The following is a 19,063-nucleotide window of genomic DNA, read 5'->3' on the forward strand; positions in this document are numbered from 1 at the left end:
GGTCCTTCATCTACAGGTGCAGCGGAACCTGTGTTTTCGGCCTGGCCGCAATCGGTGTGCCGGATGTGCGCTGGGGTGAAGAGTCGTAGTCATGCTGATTTACCACCGCCTCAGACATTCTGAAAATTAGACGATCTCATATGAATATAGGCATTCCATCAGAAACGAGGGCGCACGAAACCCGCGTCGCCGCGACGCCCGAAACGGTCAAGAAGTACGTGACCCAGGGCCACCGGGTCACGATCCAGAGCGGCGCCGGCACCGGCGCAAGCTTTCCTGACGAAGCTTTTACAGCCACCGGCGCGGAAATCGTCGATGCGGCTACTGCTTTTGGGGCTGATCTAGTCCTCAAGGTCCAATCCCCGACCGATGCCGAATTGGGCGTCCCCGTGATTTCATTGCAGATTACGACGATAGCGCGATCTAGGCTCAACAAGGGTTATCGGTCAGCCCCTAATATTTAGTTTATATAAATCAAATGGTTGCTGTTTGGGTTTCGCGATCAGCCGCGCCATAGCGCGCTCCGACAATTGTCTGTTGGGGTAATCTATATGAACGCGTCCCGTTTGCGCTAGTTTCTCGTGTGTTCCGATAGACAGGATGGGCTGCGGATCTATATCCGGCCTTGATGCAGCCACGACGTCTGCTGCTGGCCCCTATGAAATACGCTGACTCGATCCTCATTCGTCCGGCGAGCTCAAAGCTCGTATTACCCCTCAGGTCTATCGAGTCCCGGTCCTACCTGGCTTGTCATTACACTCGATTGCTGCGCAACCTTTCGACGTTCACCCTGTGCTAAAAGTTGATCTTCTACATCGTGTGCGAGCCTTTCAGACCGGCTTCACGCTCACATAGTCCTTCTGGTAGGGCCGGTCATGGGCCAGCACCGCCCAGATCGTTCGGGCCATCTTGTTGGCCAATGCGACGACCACAACGTTCTTCGGCCGTCGCGTCTTCATCTGCTCAACCCACTCGCCGGGCGCCTTCCCGCGTGTCACCACACTCCGTGCGCCGTGAATCAGCAGTGTGCGCAGATACGTGTCGCCCCTCTTGCTGATCCCGTGCAGGTTCACCTTGCCGCCCGAGCCCGTCTGCTTCGGCACGATCCCAATCCACGCGGCAAACTCCCGCCCCGAACTAAATGCTTTCGGATCGCCCATCATCGCGACTGCCGCCGTTGCTGTCAGCAGCCCCACGCCGGGAATTTCACTGATTGCCTTCACCGCTTTGTCTTCCTTCTTCCACTCGCGCATACGTCGCTCGATCTCGGCAACCTGTTCGTCTAGCTTCGTCAGGGCGTTCCACTGCTCACGAAACGTATCAATCAGCACGGCGGGCAGACGCTCAGCCAACCGTTCGAGCACAGCCGGTGTTTCCTTGTCCAGCTTGCTCCGGCTCTTGCTCATCACTTCGCCGTATTCCGTGAGCAGCCCTCTCAGGTTATTGATCTGCATCGTGCGGAACTTGATCAGTTGCTGCCGCATCCGGTGCAGCGCCAGCATCGCCTGCTGCATCTCGGTCTTCACTGCCACTGCCTTGCTCGGTTGCTGTACCGCCAGCCAGATCGCCCGTGCATCCGCCGCATCGTTTTTGTTCCGTATGTTGAACGCCTTGACGAACTCCGCTGGCATCAGCTTGACTTGGTGTCCCATCTTCGCCAGTTGCCGGGCCCAGTGGTGCGCTCCGCCGCACGCCTCCATCCCGATCAGGCATGGCGCACGATTCACGAAGTGCTCGAGGAACTTTGCCCGCTTGATCGGCCTGTTCACGATTTCTCCGGTTTCCTGATCGATGTAATGCACCTGAAAAACCGACTTTGCGATGTCAATCCCAACAGGCGTAAGCTTCACGATGGATCCTCCGGTTTGCCTGGAAAACTTCGTATTTTCCACGTGGGCACATCGATGCCGTTGGCCCGTGAGGATCCACCTTTCTTTGCTCACCTGGTCACGGGGTGGGACGCGTTCATTTCAATTCGTCCGAATCGTGCAAAATCTGGCGGTAGTCGCGTGAAGAACCGCTTGCAGTAAGGCTCAGCGGTTCTGCGACTTTCTCGCATTCGGCGATTTTGCAAGTAGTTGATCCACATGGACTTTCAGGATCAAACCGCCAGATTTCGCACGGAAAGTACGATAACCCCGGCTTCCGCATGCTCGATCCGGTCGGGCAGCTCGAGCCTCGCGCTGAAAGCGGGAGGCAACTCCAGCCATTCGTACACTTCGGGCGCCGCGCCCGTTGCGCGATCGAGCGCATCCAGCAGCGCCGTGCCGCAGCGCTTCTTGAGGCCTGCGCGGGGTAGTCGCCGGACGTCGTCGACCGTTTCGCATCCCAGTCCGTCGAACCATTCGGCGTAGGGGCGCGCAGGCGGCAGGGCAGGTAACGGCACGCGACGCAGCGTACGGTCGACGGAGCGCAACGTGAGCGCGATGCCAGCCGATGACCGGGCGAAGAGCCACGCGGCCTGCCCCGTCGGTGCGACAGAGAGTGCCGCGGTCACGCCGAACGTGGTCACCGTTTCACCCGCCCGCCGGCGCAGTGGCCGAATGCCGCCGAAGAGGCGCAGGCTCGCCGAGACGTCGGCCAGCACGACCGATTCCTCCGCCAGCACCACGTGGGGGGTGAACTGCAGCAGGGCGAACGCCACGCCACGAACAAGCTCCGCTTCACGGGTGAGATCACGTTCCCGAATGACCGCGTCGGGGGCGAGCGTCAACACGCCACCGCGGCGCATGCCGGGCACGATGCCGGCCGAGTGCGCCGCGCGGTCGAGCGCGACAACGCGGTCCTTCTCCAGCACGACAAACCCGACCTCATTGCGTGGCGTCGACCAGCGCGGGAGAAACGACTCGAGGGCGAGGTGCGGCAGATGTACGCCGATCCAGAGTTGCATATCGGCTCAACAGGGCAGGTGAAGGTACGAGAGAAACGAAAACGGGTTCGTCGCGCTGCGGTCCGCGGCGCTTGACGAACATCACTTCAATACCGCCCCTGGCGGCTCGCAGCGCAAGCCGCAGCGGCGCCGGCGACGTCGCCTGGGCGGCCGCGAGTGGGCGAAACAGGAACAGCAGGGTGTCCGAGGCCTGAGCGGCCAGATGCAGGCGCCGGAGCGCTTCCTGCCGGGCTTCGGCCTGCCAGAAGAGCAGGGCGCCGCAGGTGCCGGCACGCAGGATCTGCTCGGCGGCCCACAGCGCATCAGCCGTGCGTGGTGCGCGCAGCACGCAGGCCTGTCCTGCGGGAACGCCCAGCCACGCCAGTCCGGCGGGTTGCAGCCGGTGCGGCGGCTGCAGCAAGAGCAAGGGGCGGGATCCAACGGTCGCCAATGCGGGCTGCAGCAGACGCGCAGCCCGGCTGCGGTGTGAGCAGTTCGGTGAGCGCGCCCGCGGGCCAGCCGCCGCCCGGCAGCTCGGCGGCCAGCGCGGCGTGGCCGCACGACACCACCCGATCGAAGCCGGCGGCCAGCTGCGAAGCGCGCCATAGCGTTATTCCCCCCGCCTCCGAATACATACTTGAGTCGAGGACAGCATCGATGGAGCGGGCCCGTTCATCTGGGGCACGTATCTGCCGAGCGGCCGCGTCAGTGCGATTCACGATCAAGCTCCAAAAGTACTGTATAAATATACAGTAATTCTAGCGCAAGATTTCAAGATTGCGGGTCAGCCGCCGAGATCCGTCGCCATGCGGTGGGGCAGCGGTCGGCGTTCGTGCTTCAAGCGGGTGCTGGTTTCTTTGAATCACGGGCTGGCAATAGAAGCTGGGTAGGCAACAGTCGGCCAAACGGCGGGGCATCGGCTGATAGCTGCCCTTTGCTGCTGCAAAAATCGAAACCTCAGCCAGTTTCCACGTCAACTCAGCGCACCTTATGCGACGTCCACCACGATTTTCCCGCGTGCAGTGGCGTCCGTTATAGCGTCAAAGGCTAGTTCCGCGGACCCTAGATCGAACCGGCGAGGATCGAGATTCGGCGTGAGCTTGCCGGCTTCCGTCAGTCGTGTGGCTTCGCGCAGCATCTCTCCGTGGTGCGCGCGATGCAGGCCCGTCAGGAGCGGATAAAGGGTGAACACCCCTGAGTACGTCGCTTCGCGAAACGACAGCGGAGCCAGCGAATGTGTACCCCAACCCAACGCGCTGACCACGTGACCAAAATGCTTGACTGCGGCGAACGAAGCATCGAGCGTTGGGCCACCAACGGTGTCTACCACCAGGTCAAAGCCTGCGCCCTGCGTCAATGATTCGACGTATTGCTCGACAGACTGCGCCCGGTAATCGATCGGCGTAGCGCCTAGACGCGCAACGAGATCGTGGTCCCGTGAACTCGCTGTCGTGAAGACCTGTGCACCGAGTGCGCGCGCCAGTTGCACCGAGATATGCCCGACACCGCCTGCTCCTCCTTGTACCAGCACGGTTTGCCCCGCTTGCAAACGCGCCCGGTCGACAATGCCGGAATACGACGTGATAAACGCGAGGGGCAGTGCCGCGGCTTCGCGCATCGAAAGATTGGCCGGTTTGATCGCGAGGAGGTCGGCATCGACTGCTGCATACTGGGCCAGCGAGCCCTGAATGCCGCCAACGCCGCCCGTCATCCCGTACACCTCGTCGCCGACCTTGAACGCGGTGACGCCGGGGCCAATGGCGTCAACTACGCCGGCCATATCAATGCCTAACAGCAGCGGCAGCGGATGTTTGGCATGCGCTGCGCTTCCGGCGCGTATCTTGGTGTCGAGCGGATTGAGGCCGCTCGCGGCAATGCGCACCCGCACCTGGCCGTGCGCGGGTTGTGGCATTGAGATTTCCGTCAATTCGAGCGGGCCGTTGTAGCGATTGAGGACGAGCGCCTGCATGGTCATGATCATTTCCTTTCCGATGGAACAAACAAGTCGATACGTGCAGAATGAGCCATGCCAAAAGGCATGTAAATCAACGTTATTGCACGGATGTCAAACAGAAATGAATGAGATGGCGTTCGACTGGAGCGATGTTCGGATCTTTCTGGCGATTGCCCGCTGCGGCACGCTGGGGGCGGCTGCAAAGCGCGTTGGACAGACCCAGCCGACCATGGGCCGCCGGTTGCGCGCGCTCGAGGAAGCGCTCGGACACACGCTGTTTCAGCGCACCAGCGATGGCTTCGTCCTGACAGACGACGGCGCGGTTGTGCTGTCCTATGCCGAGAGAATGGAGGAGGAAGCGCTTGGCTTCACGCGCGCGTTAACCGGCAAGGAAACGCAGCTAACCGGGCTGCTGCGGGTCTCGTCGTCGGACTGGTTCGGCATGCACATACTCACGCCGGTGTTCGCGCGCTTTCTGGCGAAGCACCCGGGTATCTCGCTGGAGCTTGTCACGGATTCGCGCCTCTACAACCTCGCTCGGCGCGAAGCGGATCTGGTGTTCCGCATCACGCCCTTTGACGAACCCGACGTCATCCAGCGCAAGCTCATGCACATCGAATATGCGCTGTACGGGCATGTCGATCTGATCTCGCCTTCATGCGGGGAGGGTGACGGTCATAAGCTGATCAGCATGGACAGCGCGTTCGGCTCGCTGCCCGACGTCGAGTGGGTCAAGCGCATGCTGCCCAAGGCGAAGATTGTGTTCGGCAGCAACAATCGTGGCGTGCAGGCGCGCATGTGTGTCGAAGGAAGTGGCTTCGCCGTGCTGCCGTGCCCGCTTGGCGATGCGACGCCTGGACTTCGGCGGATCGATCTGGGCGAAGCGCCGCCTGGGCGCGATGTCTGGCTTGGCTATCACCGCGATCTGCGTCGCGTCGCGCGACTACGTGCACTTCTGGATGCGACGATCGAGGCGTTAGCGAGCGTTTGAACCAGCGTCGTATTGACAGTAACCCCCGCCCGTCTTGCGCCCGAGGCAGCCCGCTTTGAAGAAACGCAACCCGACGACATCGCGCGGCCGTTGTGTGGCTCCAGCGATGTCATCAAGATCCAGATAAGCGTGCGACCAGAGCCTCGTCATTCATCGTGAGGCTCCGATGCGAGTACAGCAACGCCGTCAACTGCCCGCACGCCTTGTCCAGCCGGCAGCACGAAGATCGGATTGATTTCTGCTTCGACAATACGCCCGCCAAGCCGCACGGCCATTCGCGCAAAGGCAACGATTGCGGTCACGAGGGCATCAATATCCGCGCGTGGCCGTCCACGGTACCCGTCGAGGAGCGGCCACGTTTTCAGTTCGTGAATCATCTCGAGCGCGTCGTCGCGCGACAGCGGCACTTCGATGGAAATGAGTCGCATTGTCGTGTCCTTGAACAATTCCGCTGTGACGCCGCCCATGCCGAGCAGCAATGCTGTGCCCAACGGGTCTCGATGAAGGCCGAGAATCAGTTCCGTCCCCCCCGTCACCATTTCCTGAACGAGAAACGCATTCGCGGATACGCCGGTCGCGGTTTCAACGTCGTCCCGCATGCGGTTCAGGCGCGCCCCGATGCTGTCAGCCGTGACCCCAACCGCTACGCCGCCGACATCGCTCTTGTGGGTGATCGTGTTCGACAGCAGTTTGAGCACGACCTTGTCACCCAGCTCGCGAGCGGCGCTCTCGGCTTCGTTCGCGTTCCCGACGACAAGCTCGCGTACCGCTGTCACATCGAAGCGGGCAAAAAGCTCTTTCGCCTGCGCTTCGTTTAGTGATCCGGCGGGCAGATCGCTCACGTTGACTTCTGCTTCAGCGTGTTGTTCGGCAACACTCACGGGGCGTTGCATGTACTCGCCGTGCTGCCACATCGCTGCAAGTGCGCTCGTCACGCTTTCGGGCGAAGGGAAGGCTGGCACTCCCTGCTCGTTAAGCAAACGCGTGATCTCCGGCGCGTGAGGACTCACAAATGCCATCACGGGTTTGTCACTCCCGGGCAGCGAATCGCGGATTGCGCCAGCCATCAGGTCGGGCATCGCGAGGCCCGACGATCCAACGATAACCACGACTGCGTCGTAAGTCGGACTGTCGAGTAGCGTGCCGATCGCACCGCGCAGGAGAGCCGGCTGTAGACCCGCGAGCGTCACGTCGATCGGATTGCGGTCGAGTACTGCATGATCGCCGGTCTGGAGCGCGCGCAGCTTTGCAGCAGTTGCTTCATCAGGAGGCGGGGTCTCAAAGTCCGCCATGCCGAGGCCATCGGTGACGAGCGTGCCCGCACCGCCAGTCGAGGTCAGAATCGCCACCCGTCGCCCAGAGAGCTTGCGGCGCGTAGCGAGCGCATGAGGTATATCGAGCAGGTCGGAGAAGGTCTGGGCGCGAATCACGCCGACCTGGCTAAAAAGCGCGTCGTACATGCGGTCTGAACCGGCCAGCGCACCCGTATGCGAGACCGCCGAGCGCGCGCCTGATTCGGAACGCCCGATCTTGAACACCACGACCGGCTTGCCTGCTGCCGCCGCCCGTAAAGCCGCGCGCCGGAATCGTTCCGGATGACGCAGCCCTTCCATGTAGAGCGCGATAACGGAAGTCGAATCATCGTCCACCAGATAATCGACGAAATCTGCCATGTCGAGGTCTGCTTCATTGCTCGTCGACACCAGCTTTGACAGGCCAATACCGCGTGCTGCCGCCCGCGACAACAGCGAGCCAAGAATCCCCCCGCTTTGTGATACCACGCCGATCCCACCGACCGTGAAGGTGTCAGTCTCCAGTGCTCCGCTTGCCGACAGCGTGATGCGGTCGCTCAGGTTGACGAGCCCGATCGTATTCGGGCCGAGCAGGCGCATGGACCCTGCTGCCTCGATCAATTGCGCCTGACGTCTGGCACCTTCCTCGCCTATCTCTGCATAGCCACTCGCCAGCACGATTGCAGCGCTCGTTCCGCGGCTCGCCAAATCCCGCACCGCAACGTGGGCGCGCTCGGCCCCGAGCAGCACGATACCGACATCGGGCGCGTGCGGTAAGGACGCTACATCGGGATAGCAGGGCAGGCCATCGATCGAGTCGTAACGCGGGTTAACAGGGTAGATGTGGCCGTCGAAGCCGTGCTTCCTGAGGTAAGCCACTGGGCGGCCGGAAGTCTTGGCTGCGTCCGCCGATGCGCCGATTACCGCTACGCTCGCCGGACGCATCAATTTTGAAATTGCGTTCATGTCGATGTCCTTCGTGCTCACATGGTTTTGTTCAGAAATGCGAGCACCGAGTCGCGATGTTCACGGCTTGTGTAGCAGACGGCCTGCGCCTGGCTGCCTTGTGCAAACACCTGATGCGCGGACAATTCGTAGCTCTGGTTGAGAATGCTCTTGCCCAGCGCGAGCGCTGTGGCCGAACCCTGGCTCAATTCGGCGGCCCAGGCGTGGGCGTTGGCGATGAGCAAATCCGGCTCGCTCAGGCGATCCGCGATGCCGATTTCCAACGCTTCCTTCGCATCCACCTTGCGCCCGCTGAAAATCAGTTCCTTCGCCCGCGCGAGGCCGACCCGTCGCGGCAAAAAGTACATGCCACCGCCGTCGGGAATCAGCCCGCGTTTGATATAGCTCCACGTGAAGCTCGCATCGTGCGACGCGAGGACAAAGTCGCAGGAGAGCGCCATATCAGCACCTAGGCCAGCCGCCGCGCCGTTGACTGCGGCGATGGTAGGTTTGGGCATCGAGTAAAGCAGATCGACTGTGTAGTGCACGAGTTGCTGACGGGACCAGCCATTGAACGCAACCTCGCCGGCGGGCGCTTCCATACGTTGCGCCATACCGCTTACATCACCGCCAGCGCAAAATCCCTTGCCGTTACCAGTCAACACCAAGGCGTGTACGTCACGGTCGCGCGACACGGTCTCCAGCGCTGCGATCAGTTCGGCGCGCATTTCGTTGGTGATGGCGTTACGCTTTTCAGGACGATTCAGCGCGATCGTGGCGACCTGTGAGTCGATAGTGACTTGAATGGTGGATGTGCTCATGCGTGTCTCGATGGTTGAATTGGAGTCGACTGACTGGTCAATCTGCCAATGCAGCTTAGCCCCACCGCCCACCCGCGACACCCCATCAATTCCATTCTGTGGAACGGAGCGTGTTTTATCCCAAGGGTTGAGCAATTCCACTGTATGGAATTGGCTGATTGTCATCGAGCGTTCGGCACCGATAATGGATTCCAACGCAGGACACTTGTCATGACGATCCTGCGGTCCATACAAGCCCGGAGACATGATGCACGCAGCCCGTTCCAATCCGATCGACGTAAGCGCCGTCGCGCAACCGCAGACAGAGGCTGTCTACCGGAAAGTCACCTGGCGGCTGCTGCCGTTCCTCTTTATTTGTTACGTCTTCGCGTATCTGGATCGCGCCAATATCGGTTTTGCGCACCTGCAGTTCTCGCGTGACATTGGTCTTTCCGACGCCGCATTCGGTCTGGGTGTAGGACTCTTCTACGTGGGCTACATGCTCTTCGAGGTGCCGAGCAACCTGTGGCTCGCGCGAGTCGGCGTGAGAAAAACGCTCATGCGGATCATGGCGCTATGGGGCATCGTTTCGGCGGGCACCGCATTCGTGCAGACGCCGACGCAGTTCTACATCGCGCGCGTATTGCTGGGCGCAGCGGAAGCAGGATTTTTCCCGGGCGTGATTCTCTACTTCACCTACTGGTTTCCGGCCGCGCGGCGGGCCCGAGTCACGTCAATCTTCATGACGGCGATCTGCGTATCCGGCATTATCAGTGGGCCCGTGTCGGGATGGATTCTCAATAGCATGTCGGGCTTACTTGGCTACAACGGCTGGCAATGGCTGTTCCTTCTCGAAGGATTTCCGTCAGTGATCGCCGGTGTCTTTGCCTATGTCTATCTGACGGACCGCCCCGAGCAGGCGACCTGGCTCTCGGACGACGAGAAGGCCCTCCTGCTTGCGGAGCTTAACCGGGACGCGCAAACGAAGGCCGCACGCGCTCATGGTTCGATCTGGGTCGCATTGAAGGAGCCAAAGTTCTATTTCCTGACGTTCGCCTATTTCAGCGTGCCGTGGGCGAGCATCGTCGTGCACATCTGGGCACCGAGCGTGATCCAGAAAAGCGGCGTATCGAACTACTGGCACATTGGGCTTCTTTCCGCGATTCCGTATGTGGCCGGGGCAGTCGCGATGTATCTGCTCGGCCGGAACTCGGATCGTATGTTGGAGAGGCGGTGGCATTTCATGGCAAGCGCATTGATGGCCGCGCTGGGCGTCGCGCTTTTGCCGGCGGCGGCGAATCACGCAGGCATTCTGGTAGCACTGCTTTGCATCGCGACGGCTGGTTATCTGGGCATGCTGTCGCTGTTCTGGACGATCCCACCCGCGTACCTGTCGAGCACCGCCGCAGCAAGCGGGATCGGCCTCATTAGCAGCCTCGGCCAGTTTGGCGGGATTTCGGCACCTTCGGTCATCGGCTATGCATCGACGCACTTCGGCAGCAGCGCCGTGGGGCTCTATGCGGTTGCGTTCGTCTCCATTCTCGGCGGTCTTGCAGTGGTGCTGGGTATTCCAGCGCGCGCGATCAGTGAACGCCGGGAATGAAAGAGAGGCTTGCAGTCTTCAGCCTTCCAGGCGGGCGCATGCGGCTGTAATCTCGTCGCGCAGACGCAGCAGGGGCGCCGCGAGTTCGCTTACAACGCTGTCGTTTGACGCCGCCGTGCGGACGCTAAAGTTGAGGACCAGCAAACGATGTCCGGGAATGGCGAGGGGCGTCGCGAGTGCGATCACTTCCGGCTGCCAGCTTGCAACGCAGAAGCCGCTTCGGCGCACATCGTCTACAGCCTCAGTGATTTCCCGCGCGAGACGCTCCCAGCCGCTCCGTTTGCGCCGCTTGAACGCGTCCATCAGGGCGGTGAATTCCGTCAGCGGCAGCGCTGCGAGATACGCGCGCCCGAGCGAAGTCAGTTCCATCGGCACGCGTTGTCCAGAGACGATCGTGCGTAATGAGGCTCGCTGGTTATAACGAATGGACTCAAGGTAGACCATCTCTTCCCGGTCGGCGCCCGCGATTCCGACATTGATGCGCTTTGCCTGGGCAATATCGCGGATTAGCGGTCCTGCAGCATTGAGTACTGTGGATCCACTGCGCAACGCCTGCGCCAGACTGAGCACGGGTAGGCCCAGTCTGTACGCCCTGCGTACCATATCGTGCTCGAGATAGCCCGCCTCCACGAGCGTTCGCGTCAGGCGGCTCACCGTCGCCTTCGGCAGGCCGGTGCGTTCCGCGAGTTCCCCGTTGCCGAGAAGCGTCGCACCGGGACCGAACGCGCGCAGCAGTTCAAGCCCGCGCTCGAGCGATCTATTCGATGGGGTAGCGTTCGATTCCGGATGTTGATTCTTGTGGTTCGCCATAGACAGAAAACGGTACAACGGTGTTGACCCCACGGCCGTTGCGAAGATAGTCGATAGATACTTACCCGACGCGGTTTCTGGATCCCAGCACAGCGGAAAAATGCCGTGTGCCTTCAGCCACGTAGTGCCGCCTCAGCGAGGAACTCCACAAAGTCCAGGACGAGACCGGAGCTTTCCTGCTCCCGCCAAAAGATATGCACGTCCAAATTCGGGAGTCCTTCGATCGGAATATAGACGATGTCATCGTGCCTCTCTCTCAACACGTAATCGGCGCCGAGCATGAGTCCGCCACTATCCTTGACGATGCGCAGACCGATCTGCGCTTGTGTTGTCTCGTAGACGAAGTTTGGCTCAACCTTGGCTCGTTGGAAGCTCGCCAGAACAGCATCGTAGAGCGGCTCGTTGACATTGCGGGAAAAGATGATCAGGTTTTCGTCCAGGAGATCTGTCAGATGAATAACCTTGACTTGAGCTAGCGGGTGAATGCGCGGCGCGGCCAATAGCCATCGCCCGTCGAGGACAAACCGGGTCGAAACGTTCGCCGTCTGATCTTCATTCGCCAACAGCACACCAATGCCAATGTCTATCTGGTGGGTGATCAACGCCTTGATTTGCTGCGTCGACACCATCTCCTTGCGGTTGATCTTGACGTTGGGATAGAGCTTCTGCAGTTCCGTCAACGCCGGCACGATAAAGGGCAGATCGGTGTATTCGACCATAGCGATCGCGATTCGCTGTTCATTTTGAAACGCGGTGCGACGCGTGACCTCCACCATCGTGTCCATCTGGGCCAGGATCTCGATGGCCTGCGCCTGAAAGACCTCACCTGCGGCCGTCAGTATGACGCCTCTGCGATCGCGGACCAGAAGCTGCACACCCAGAATCGCTTCCAGCGCCGCGATCTGCTGGCTCAAGGCCGGCTGCGTCACCGCGAGCTTTGCTGCCGCGCGTCCGAAGTGCAATTCGTCGGCGACGCCGACAAAATAACGCAGATGCTTAACGCCGATCGGGCTCATAAGGTTTTCTAATCACAGAGCCGATGATAGTCAATTGGACGGTGAGCGTGGCCGATCGTATCCTTTTTGCACGAGATGAACAACGCAGAGGAGCTAAATCGTGTCGAATTGGTTGGTAACTGGAATTTCCCGGGGCTTCGGAAAACAATTGTCGGAAGCACTTCTGAAGAATGGACACCATGTCGCTGGTACAACACGCAACGGCCTCAGCGATCTTCGTCACGAAAATCTGACTGTATTCAAGCTCGACGTGACGAACCCTGAGGATGCGCGTGCAGCCGTCCTGGATATCATCGAGACCGTCGGGCCAATCGATGTGGCAGTCAACAATGCCGGCTTCGGCATGGTCGGCGCGGTCGAAGAGGTGTCACCGGATGAAGCGCGACATGTGTTCGCAACGAATGTGTTTGGAACACTGAACGTCATACAAGCGGTTCTGCCCTCACTCAGAGAACAGCGTTCCGGCCTGATCATCAACTTCTCGTCGGTTGGCGGCATGGCGGGTTCGGCCGGGTTCGGGATCTACAACGCGACCAAATTTGCCGTCGAAGGCATGTCTGAAGCGCTTGCCCTGGAGGTCAAACCTTTCGGCATTCGCGTGATGATCGTCGAGCCCGGCTACTTCCGCACCGAATTCCTGTCGTCGCAATCCATGTCCAAAGCCGAGCGCGTGATCGAGGACTACGCGTCGACCGCCGGTGTGACACGCGCGAACGTCGGAAGCCGCGATGGTAGCCAGCCTGGCGATCCGGCGAAGGCTGTGCAGGTGATCATCGCGGCGGCCGAATCCGAGGTCCCGCCATTGCGGCTGCCGCTGGGCGCCGATGCCTTTGCCAGGATTGATGAAAAGATCGCGAAAGTCCAATCCGACATGGCGGCGTGGCGCGAGCGGGCCACCGCAACCTCGTTCGAACCCTGAGGCTTTCATGCCTTCTACCTCTTGAGAGCTGACACGCGTAGTCATCATTGCAGGCGCAATCCCGCTCCTGCAACGCTCCGCTGTGCTCCCCTTCGAGGCAACACACCAGGAGCAATCAAATGCAATACATCGTCATAACCCGCCGACGTAGCGAAAAATTTCCGGACTCCGAATACACCCCCGAGAGACTCGCAGCCGAAACCGCCGCCGTTCGCAAGCTCTATGGCGAGGGCATCGTGCGCCACATTTGGCACCGTGGCGACGTGGGGGGTGCATGCCTCCTGCTCGAAGTCGAATCCGAAGACGGCGCAAAGTCTGCCCTGAACAGGCTGCCGTTGTTTGGTTTGGGCATGCAAGAGGCGGTCTGCATTGTGCCACTGGCGCCCTACCGTGGCTTCGCGACTGAATAGCGCATCTTCGGGCACCTGAACGCGATGATCCCGCTCGCTCCCGAAGACATCGAAGATCAAAGATCGAAGGAAGGACGGGCTCATGCCTCAGATCGACAGACGCACCTTTACCATCGCAGTTGCCGCGATGGCGGCGGCAAATCTCCTCCCGGCCACGGCCCGATCGGCGAGCGTGTCCATCGCCAAAAACGTGGTCCTGGTACATGGGCTGTTCGCCGACGGGTCATGCTGGTCAGAGGTGATCGCACGATTGCAGGCCGCGGGCCTCAATGCCACAGCCGTGCAGAACCCTTTGACGACGCTACCTGAAGCGGTCGCTGCGGCAAAGCGGGTGCTCGCCCGGCAGGACGGCCCCACGGTTCTGGTCGGTCATTCCTTCTCAGGGATGATCGTCACCGAGGCCGGCATGCATCCGAACGTCTCTGCTCTCGTGTATCTGGCGGCGCGAGCACCCGACGCGGGCGAAGACTATACGGCGCTGGCCAGGATGTTTCCGACGCCACCCGCCTCGGCGGGAATCGTCTTCGACGGCGACGAAGGACGCCTATCGGAAGCTGCGTTCCTGCGTGATTTCGCGGGCGACCTGCCGGAAGCGAAGGCAATGGTGCTCTATGCGGTCCAGGAGCCGTTCAACAGGAAACTGCTCACGGGTAAGACCACACGGGCGGCCTGGCGGTCGAAGCCGAGCTTTTATGCCGTCTCGACGGAAGATCGAACGATCAACCCCGATCTCGAACGCTTCATGGCTAAGCGTATGGGCGCCAGGACAATCGAAGTGAAGGCCGGTCATCTCTCGCTGATCTCCCATCCGCAGGAAATTGCGGAACTCATCCTCGCCGCTGCGGGACAACCCGTGAAGTAGCAACGTACAGGCGGGCGCGGTCCACCTAAGGGAAAACGCGCCACATTGCCCATGTCTAGACGATCCTTCATCAACGGAAACGCGGCCCCAAGCTGTCGATGAGGCTGTCGGCCTGGGTTTCCACAACCTACAAAGGATCATGCTCATGACCACTTCTGTTCCCTCCGCGCCCCCTCCTTATGTCTTTGGCGAACTCCTTATCGACGGGCGCTGGCGCTGCAGGAACGATCTTCAAGGATTTCGATCCCTACACCGGCCGGACGCTCGTCGAAGTACCGCAGGCGAATGTCGCGGATATTGACGCTGCCTATGCGAGCGCCAAGCGGGCTCAGCGCGACTGGGCCAACACCTTGCCGGGAGAGAGGGCTGAGGTTCTGCGCACAGCTGCCGCGATCATGGACGTTCGTCACGTCGAGATCGTCGACTGGCTGATCCGGGAATCCGGCAGCGTTCGCATCAAGGCAGAGCTCGAATGGTCGGCGGTTCGCGCTATCATTCTCGAGGCGTCGACCCTGCCAACCCGCGAGTGGGGTCGCATCATGCCCGGCGATATTCCGGGCAAGGAGCACCGGATCTACCGCATCCCGGTGGGCGTCGTCTCTGTCATCAGCCCCTGGAACTGGCCGATGCATTTGAGCAGCCGCGCCTTGGCGCCCGCGCTGGCTCTCGGAAATGCCGTCGTCTTGAAGCCGGCCTCCGAGACCGTCGTCACCGGCGGGCTGCTTCTTGGGAAGATCTTCCAGGAGGCTGGTCTCCCCCGGGGTGTCCTGAATGTCGTCAGCGGTGACAATCATCTGATCGGCGACCCATTCGTCCTGCATCCCGCATCCCGGGTGATCTCGTTCACCGGCTCAACGCCGGTCGGACGACGCATTGCCGGATTGGCTGCCACCGGAAGAACACTCAAGAAGGCGCAGCTCGAATTGGGCGGCAACAATCCGCTTGTCATCCTCGACGATGCCGATCTTGAGCAGGCCGTGAACATCGCCACCTTCGGACGTTTTCTGCACCAGGGCGAGCTGTGTGTCAGCGTCAACCGGGTGATCGTCGAGGGTGCCTTTTACGATCGGTTCGTGGAGGCGTTCGTCGAGCGCGTGAAGGGTCTGAAATATGGCGATCCGAACCTCGCCGAGACGGCTGTGGGCCCGATCATCACCCAACATCAGCTTGATGGTCTGAACACGATGATCGCCAATGCGCGCGCCGACGGCGCGACGGAGCGCGTTGGCGGCAAACCTGAGGGGCTTGTTCTTCCGCCACATGTCTTCACCAACGTAACGGAGAACGTGCGTCTCGGGCGAGACGAGATTTTTGGGCCTATCGTACCGATCTTGCGCGCAAAGGATGAATCGGATGCGCTGCGTATGGCGAACGATACCGAATACGGCTTGTCGAGCGCCGTGTTGACACGCAACCTCGATCGAGGCGTGCGGTTCGCACATCAGGTCGAGGCTGGTATGACCCACGTCAACGACCTTCCAGCGGTGGATCTCGCAAACATGCCGTTTGGCGGCGAGAAGAACTCAGGTCTCGGCCGGTTTGGCGCCAATGGCATGTTCGAGGACTTCACGACCGAGCACTGGATCTCTGTGCAACACGGCGAGCGTCAGTTTCCTTTCTGACTACGGCCATTTTCGAAGAACGTCACCGCTAGTTTTCGCATCGCGGCGATCAGTGTGGCACCTGCACACTGATTGAAGCCGACACCGAAGAACAAGTACACCACACTCTGAACACGCTTTCGATGGCGGCAACCGGCATGCTCGAGGTGGTAGCTGTGATGCCGCTCAATCCGTACCGTGGTTTGGGTCAAGGCAATAGGATCCCCACCGCAGTACGTGCTCATCCGCCTCGAGTGACAGCGATGTATCCACAACTCAAACGAATTTTTTCTCAAACTCAACTTAAGGATCAGTTATGAAACTTCCACAACTCGTTATGAACAGCGGCCTTGCGATCGCTGTAGCGGCGTTCGCGTACACGCCGGCATTTGCGGCGGACTCGACGGCTGGCGCGTCGAACAGTACCGCAGCGACTAGCATGCAAGCCGCCCCGACGAAGAAGTCGGTTCGCGCGGCCAACCGTGCATTTTCCAAGACCGTTCAGAAAGCCATTTTCAAAACCAGAGGTCTCGAGCAGACGACAATCTCCGTCTTCGGTAATGCAAAGACGGGGCACGTGACGCTGGCCGGTCAGATCGTAAGCGAAGATCAGGATGGTCTGGCCGTCGATGCGGCGAAGCAGGTGCAGGGTGTCACGTCGGTTAGCAGTAAGTTGAGTCTGCGCGAGCAAGGCGGAAACTAAGCGATGGGCGCGGCGCGCCGGACGAATTCGGCCGTCGCGCCATTGATGTGGCTCTCGCTGTATTTGCACTATGTGCACGCAGACCACTGGAGATGGATTGATGACCGTATTTTTGAAGACGATATCGCGGTGCGCGCGCTGCTGAACGTCCTCAATCCGTCCGCCAAGCAACTCGATGCATGCGCGCCGAAATTTTCCCTGAAACACAAGAAGCACCACGTCGGCGTGGGCTCACCTGCGGCCGACAATCTTTGTCGCACGGTCGGACCGCCCGCCAGCATCGTGGTCGTGGAGCGCTTGTCGTCCATCGCGATCAGCGTTTCGTGGAGCGACCCGTGTTCGGGCCGGTACACGGAGCAGATCTGGTGCAGCGGCCTTGCCCGCATTGCGGCCATCTGCGCACTTACGGGCCGTGTCATCAATCGCGGCGACCGGGTGTTTCGTCCCCGGGCGCGTGCGACACGTTTGCCGCGGAATCGGCGTCAGATGATCTTGGCCGCGACCCTCGGACGTCGCGCCGACCTGGTGATCGCGGGCGCATGACACAGCCAGTCCGTGCCGTCAGCGGCAAGTGATTAACCTGATGGACGCCGGTGAGAGCTTGAGCGAGCGATTTGGTGTCGATCTCACGTCGCTGTTGCCGAAAGTCCGAAATTGGTCGAACTTAGGAGCAGAGAGCAGTGGATGCGCGACGCGATCGACCCCCGGCCCGCGTTTTTCTCAGCCGAGCCCGCCCTTCGCGTGTTCACGATAGCGACCGTCAACATGGTGACTTAATACGGGTGCAGTATTGTTGGTTTTTCTGCCGTTGAGCCAAATGTTCGTCAGCGTCAAAGCGCGGGTCTTACGGATGCATCCAACTTCTACACCGAGATCCCCGCGCTTCTTACCCCGACAGGGATTCTCGAGCCACTGATCGACTACTTCCTGCACCGTAGCCACGATCGGAGTCTGGAATGGATGCGGAAGGTAACGCGATCCATTCGTCTCTTTCTGGAATACCTCCAGGTCAATCCGACCGAGCGTGATCCCCATCGTCTGTTTCAGAATTTCGCGCAGCGCCTGTACACAGGCACCTTCAATCGCGAAACCGGATTTGACGCCACCGGGCTTTGCTGGCTGCCCCGTTCGCCGCACGACGCGGCGCGAATCGTTATCCACTTGACCGACTTCTTCAATTGGCTTGGGGAGATCCGTCCCGAAGCGTCGACGGTCAATCCACGATATGCCGGCGGGGCCTTCGATCGACAGACCGATGAAGCCGCTTACTGTGCAATGGATTCCCGTGCACGAATTAAGTACATCAACTGTAGCCGGGGATCTGGCAGAAATCGGCCATCTACGGACATTCGCCGGCTCTTCCTTATGAGCATTTGAACGTCAGCTTGCCCCTCAACAAGTGACATTCGACGTAAGTATAGGAAGGCAAGTGATCGGCCACAGCGGTCGTTCGCTTATCGGCGTTGGGGTGGCCGCTATTGGCTGCTGAACGGCCATTCGCCACTCGGCTGCCGCGAACGGCCAGTCAAATACCACCGGCAAAGCCGGTGGCTTGACATGGTGAGCGCCTCAAAGGCGCCATAACCCCGTGAGCCGCCCAAGACCGCTAGGATTCAAGGCGGTCTCCTTTATCCGCACTGCGAGGCGCCAATAAACGTCATCGACATCCTCCAGCGCCGAAAGCCAACACTTGCACCGCCACGGCAGCGAGGCGCAGCATGAGCGCAAGTGTCTCGCGGTGTTCAAACCGACCGTCGGCCCTTCGGCAACGGGAGTCAACAGGAGACGGGTGCGGCTTCCGCCCGGATCACGCGGTTTAGTTTGGTGCTCGCCGTGTCGCCACAAATGCGGACACGCGGCAGCAATGCCACCTACATGCAGCCTACTTCACTTTGGTTCGCCGAATCTCGCCGTCTTCCCAGGTCCGAGTGCCACCTGTTCATTCGCCACAGTGGCGTACGTTCAGCGGCCGCCCCGGGCCACTCCGCGTTTCCTCCTTGAGGCTTGTCCGACGCCTGCCCGCAGGCTCCGGCGAGTGTCACTTACCTACGGATCGGTGCGTCGTACAAACCTTATCGACTGAGGCCTTCGCCGGACCATGTCCTACGTCGGCATTTGGAGGCGGCCGACACCGCTCCGCACGGTGCCTCCCCGGTGGCACGTTCAAATCGCGCCGACGGGCGTTTGATTTCGCCTGGCTTTATCGCGGCAAATGCATTGACGGGTTGCGTCATAACGCACGACGGGGGTGACACTGAGGATGGAGTTATCGATGCTGACGCGTGATG

15 protein-coding genes and 3 pseudogenes are annotated in these 19,063 nt (G+C 60.5%); 9 read left to right on the forward strand and 9 right to left on the reverse strand.

Annotated elements, in window-relative coordinates; all coding sequences use genetic code 11:
* Positions 1–140 precede the first annotated feature (140 nt).
* A pseudogene (locus tag AC3WLT_RS16750) lies at positions 141–380 on the forward strand (NAD(P)(+) transhydrogenase (Re/Si-specific) subunit alpha); the annotation flags it as partial.
* Between the two features lie 450 nt (positions 381–830).
* On the opposite strand, the gene AC3WLT_RS16755 reads toward AC3WLT_RS16750, so the two are convergent.
* The 4 genes and pseudogenes from AC3WLT_RS16755 to AC3WLT_RS16770 all read right to left on the reverse strand — a co-directional run bounded on the left by AC3WLT_RS16755 (position 831) and on the right by AC3WLT_RS16770 (position 4,844).
* Positions 831–1,850, reverse strand: a complete 1,020-nt coding sequence (locus AC3WLT_RS16755; protein ID WP_492592818.1) for an IS110 family RNA-guided transposase — start codon at positions 1,848–1,850, stop codon at positions 831–833.
* Between the two features lie 278 nt (positions 1,851–2,128).
* Positions 2,129–2,890: pseudogene (locus AC3WLT_RS16760) on the reverse strand (Y-family DNA polymerase); the annotation flags it as partial.
* Positions 2,811–3,504: pseudogene (gene imuA, locus AC3WLT_RS16765) on the reverse strand (translesion DNA synthesis-associated protein ImuA). The pseudogenes AC3WLT_RS16760 and imuA, both read right to left, overlap by 80 nt.
* A 353-nt stretch (positions 3,505–3,857) precedes the next feature.
* The gene (locus tag AC3WLT_RS16770; RefSeq protein ID WP_492592819.1) at positions 3,858–4,844 is read right to left on the reverse strand and encodes a zinc-dependent alcohol dehydrogenase family protein; all 987 of its coding nucleotides are present in this window, start codon (positions 4,842–4,844) and stop codon (positions 3,858–3,860) included.
* A gap of 100 nt (positions 4,845–4,944) precedes the next feature.
* Here AC3WLT_RS16770 and AC3WLT_RS16775 point away from each other — a divergent pair, with 100 nt between their 5' ends.
* The gene (locus AC3WLT_RS16775) at positions 4,945–5,814 is read left to right on the forward strand and encodes a LysR family transcriptional regulator (RefSeq protein WP_492592820.1); all 870 of its coding nucleotides are present in this window, start codon (positions 4,945–4,947) and stop codon (positions 5,812–5,814) included.
* Positions 5,815–5,960: 146 nt separating this feature from the next.
* Here AC3WLT_RS16775 and AC3WLT_RS16780 read toward each other — a convergent pair whose 3' ends face one another.
* Together AC3WLT_RS16780 and AC3WLT_RS16785 are read right to left on the reverse strand one after the other, a co-directional pair.
* Complete coding sequence (locus tag AC3WLT_RS16780) at positions 5,961–8,072, reverse strand: acetate--CoA ligase family protein (RefSeq protein WP_492592821.1); 2,112 nt, start codon at positions 8,070–8,072, stop codon at positions 5,961–5,963.
* A 17-nt stretch (positions 8,073–8,089) separates the two neighbouring features.
* Complete coding sequence (locus AC3WLT_RS16785) at positions 8,090–8,872, reverse strand: enoyl-CoA hydratase/isomerase family protein (RefSeq protein ID WP_492592843.1); 783 nt, start codon at positions 8,870–8,872, stop codon at positions 8,090–8,092.
* Positions 8,873–9,119: 247 nt separating this feature from the next.
* On the opposite strand from AC3WLT_RS16785, the gene AC3WLT_RS16790 reads away from it, so the two are divergent.
* Positions 9,120–10,454, forward strand: coding sequence for an MFS transporter (locus tag AC3WLT_RS16790; protein ID WP_492592822.1), 1,335 nt, complete (start codon positions 9,120–9,122; stop codon positions 10,452–10,454).
* Between the two features lie 18 nt (positions 10,455–10,472).
* Here the strand turns inward: AC3WLT_RS16790 and AC3WLT_RS16795 are convergent, their stop codons facing one another.
* Both AC3WLT_RS16795 and AC3WLT_RS16800 read right to left on the reverse strand, forming a co-directional pair.
* Positions 10,473–11,264 carry an IclR family transcriptional regulator gene (locus tag AC3WLT_RS16795; protein WP_492592844.1) on the reverse strand — a complete coding sequence of 264 codons (792 nt, stop codon included), beginning with the start codon at positions 11,262–11,264 and terminating at the stop codon, positions 10,473–10,475.
* Positions 11,265–11,377: 113 nt separating this feature from the next.
* Entirely contained in the window at positions 11,378–12,280 is a 903-nt protein-coding gene (locus AC3WLT_RS16800) for a LysR family transcriptional regulator (protein ID WP_492592823.1), read from the reverse strand.
* Positions 12,281–12,380: 100 nt separating this feature from the next.
* Here AC3WLT_RS16800 and AC3WLT_RS16805 point away from each other — a divergent pair, with 100 nt between their 5' ends.
* The 6 genes from AC3WLT_RS16805 (at position 12,381) to AC3WLT_RS16830 (ending at position 17,318) form a co-directional block, all read left to right on the forward strand.
* On the forward strand, positions 12,381–13,199 hold the full coding sequence (locus tag AC3WLT_RS16805) for an oxidoreductase (protein WP_492592824.1): 819 nt from the start codon (positions 12,381–12,383) through the stop codon (positions 13,197–13,199).
* Between the two features lie 119 nt (positions 13,200–13,318).
* Positions 13,319–13,609, forward strand: coding sequence for a muconolactone Delta-isomerase family protein (locus tag AC3WLT_RS16810; protein WP_097389185.1), 291 nt, complete (start codon positions 13,319–13,321; stop codon positions 13,607–13,609).
* A gap of 127 nt (positions 13,610–13,736) precedes the next feature.
* On the forward strand, positions 13,737–14,471 hold the full coding sequence (locus tag AC3WLT_RS16815) for an alpha/beta fold hydrolase (protein WP_492592845.1): 735 nt from the start codon (positions 13,737–13,739) through the stop codon (positions 14,469–14,471).
* Positions 14,472–14,650: 179 nt separating this feature from the next.
* The gene (locus AC3WLT_RS16820) at positions 14,651–16,093 is read left to right on the forward strand and encodes an aldehyde dehydrogenase family protein (RefSeq protein WP_492592825.1); all 1,443 of its coding nucleotides are present in this window, start codon (positions 14,651–14,653) and stop codon (positions 16,091–16,093) included.
* 295 nt (positions 16,094–16,388) lie between these two features.
* Positions 16,389–16,775: a BON domain-containing protein gene (locus AC3WLT_RS16825; protein WP_492592826.1), complete on the forward strand. Its 387-nt coding sequence runs from the start codon at positions 16,389–16,391 to the stop codon at positions 16,773–16,775.
* Between the two features lie 3 nt (positions 16,776–16,778).
* On the forward strand, positions 16,779–17,318 hold the full coding sequence (locus tag AC3WLT_RS16830) for a DUF3331 domain-containing protein (protein ID WP_492592827.1): 540 nt from the start codon (positions 16,779–16,781) through the stop codon (positions 17,316–17,318).
* 177 nt (positions 17,319–17,495) lie between these two features.
* Here AC3WLT_RS16830 and AC3WLT_RS16835 read toward each other — a convergent pair whose 3' ends face one another.
* Positions 17,496–17,936 (reverse strand): hypothetical protein, encoded by a 441-nt coding sequence (locus tag AC3WLT_RS16835; protein WP_492592828.1) that lies wholly within the window; start codon positions 17,934–17,936, stop codon positions 17,496–17,498.
* Positions 17,937–19,063: the final 1,127 nt, after the last annotated feature.

This window comes from Paraburkholderia sp. FW306-2-2C-D06C, assembly GCF_058781505.1.

Excerpts from the sequence above, each read along its gene's own strand:
- AC3WLT_RS16770 (WP_492592819.1), bottom strand. The coding sequence starts at position 4,844 with ATGACCATGCAGGCGCTCGTCCTCAATCGCTACAACGGCCCGCTCGAA.
- AC3WLT_RS16800 (WP_492592823.1), bottom strand. The coding sequence starts at position 12,280 with ATGAGCCCGATCGGCGTTAAGCATCTGCGTTATTTTGTCGGCGTCGCC.
- AC3WLT_RS16825 (WP_492592826.1), top strand. The coding sequence starts at position 16,389 with ATGAAACTTCCACAACTCGTTATGAACAGCGGCCTTGCGATCGCTGTA.
- AC3WLT_RS16780 (WP_492592821.1), bottom strand. The coding sequence starts at position 8,072 with ATGAACGCAATTTCAAAATTGATGCGTCCGGCGAGCGTAGCGGTAATC.
- AC3WLT_RS16810 (WP_097389185.1), top strand. The coding sequence starts at position 13,319 with ATGCAATACATCGTCATAACCCGCCGACGTAGCGAAAAATTTCCGGAC.
- AC3WLT_RS16795 (WP_492592844.1), bottom strand. The coding sequence starts at position 11,264 with ATGGCGAACCACAAGAATCAACATCCGGAATCGAACGCTACCCCATCG.
- AC3WLT_RS16815 (WP_492592845.1), top strand. The coding sequence starts at position 13,737 with ATGGCGGCGGCAAATCTCCTCCCGGCCACGGCCCGATCGGCGAGCGTG.
- AC3WLT_RS16820 (WP_492592825.1), top strand. The coding sequence starts at position 14,651 with ATGTCTTTGGCGAACTCCTTATCGACGGGCGCTGGCGCTGCAGGAACG.
- AC3WLT_RS16775 (WP_492592820.1), top strand. The coding sequence starts at position 4,945 with ATGAATGAGATGGCGTTCGACTGGAGCGATGTTCGGATCTTTCTGGCG.
- AC3WLT_RS16790 (WP_492592822.1), top strand. The coding sequence starts at position 9,120 with ATGCACGCAGCCCGTTCCAATCCGATCGACGTAAGCGCCGTCGCGCAA.
- AC3WLT_RS16785 (WP_492592843.1), bottom strand. The coding sequence starts at position 8,872 with ATGAGCACATCCACCATTCAAGTCACTATCGACTCACAGGTCGCCACG.
- AC3WLT_RS16830 (WP_492592827.1), top strand. The coding sequence starts at position 16,779 with ATGGGCGCGGCGCGCCGGACGAATTCGGCCGTCGCGCCATTGATGTGG.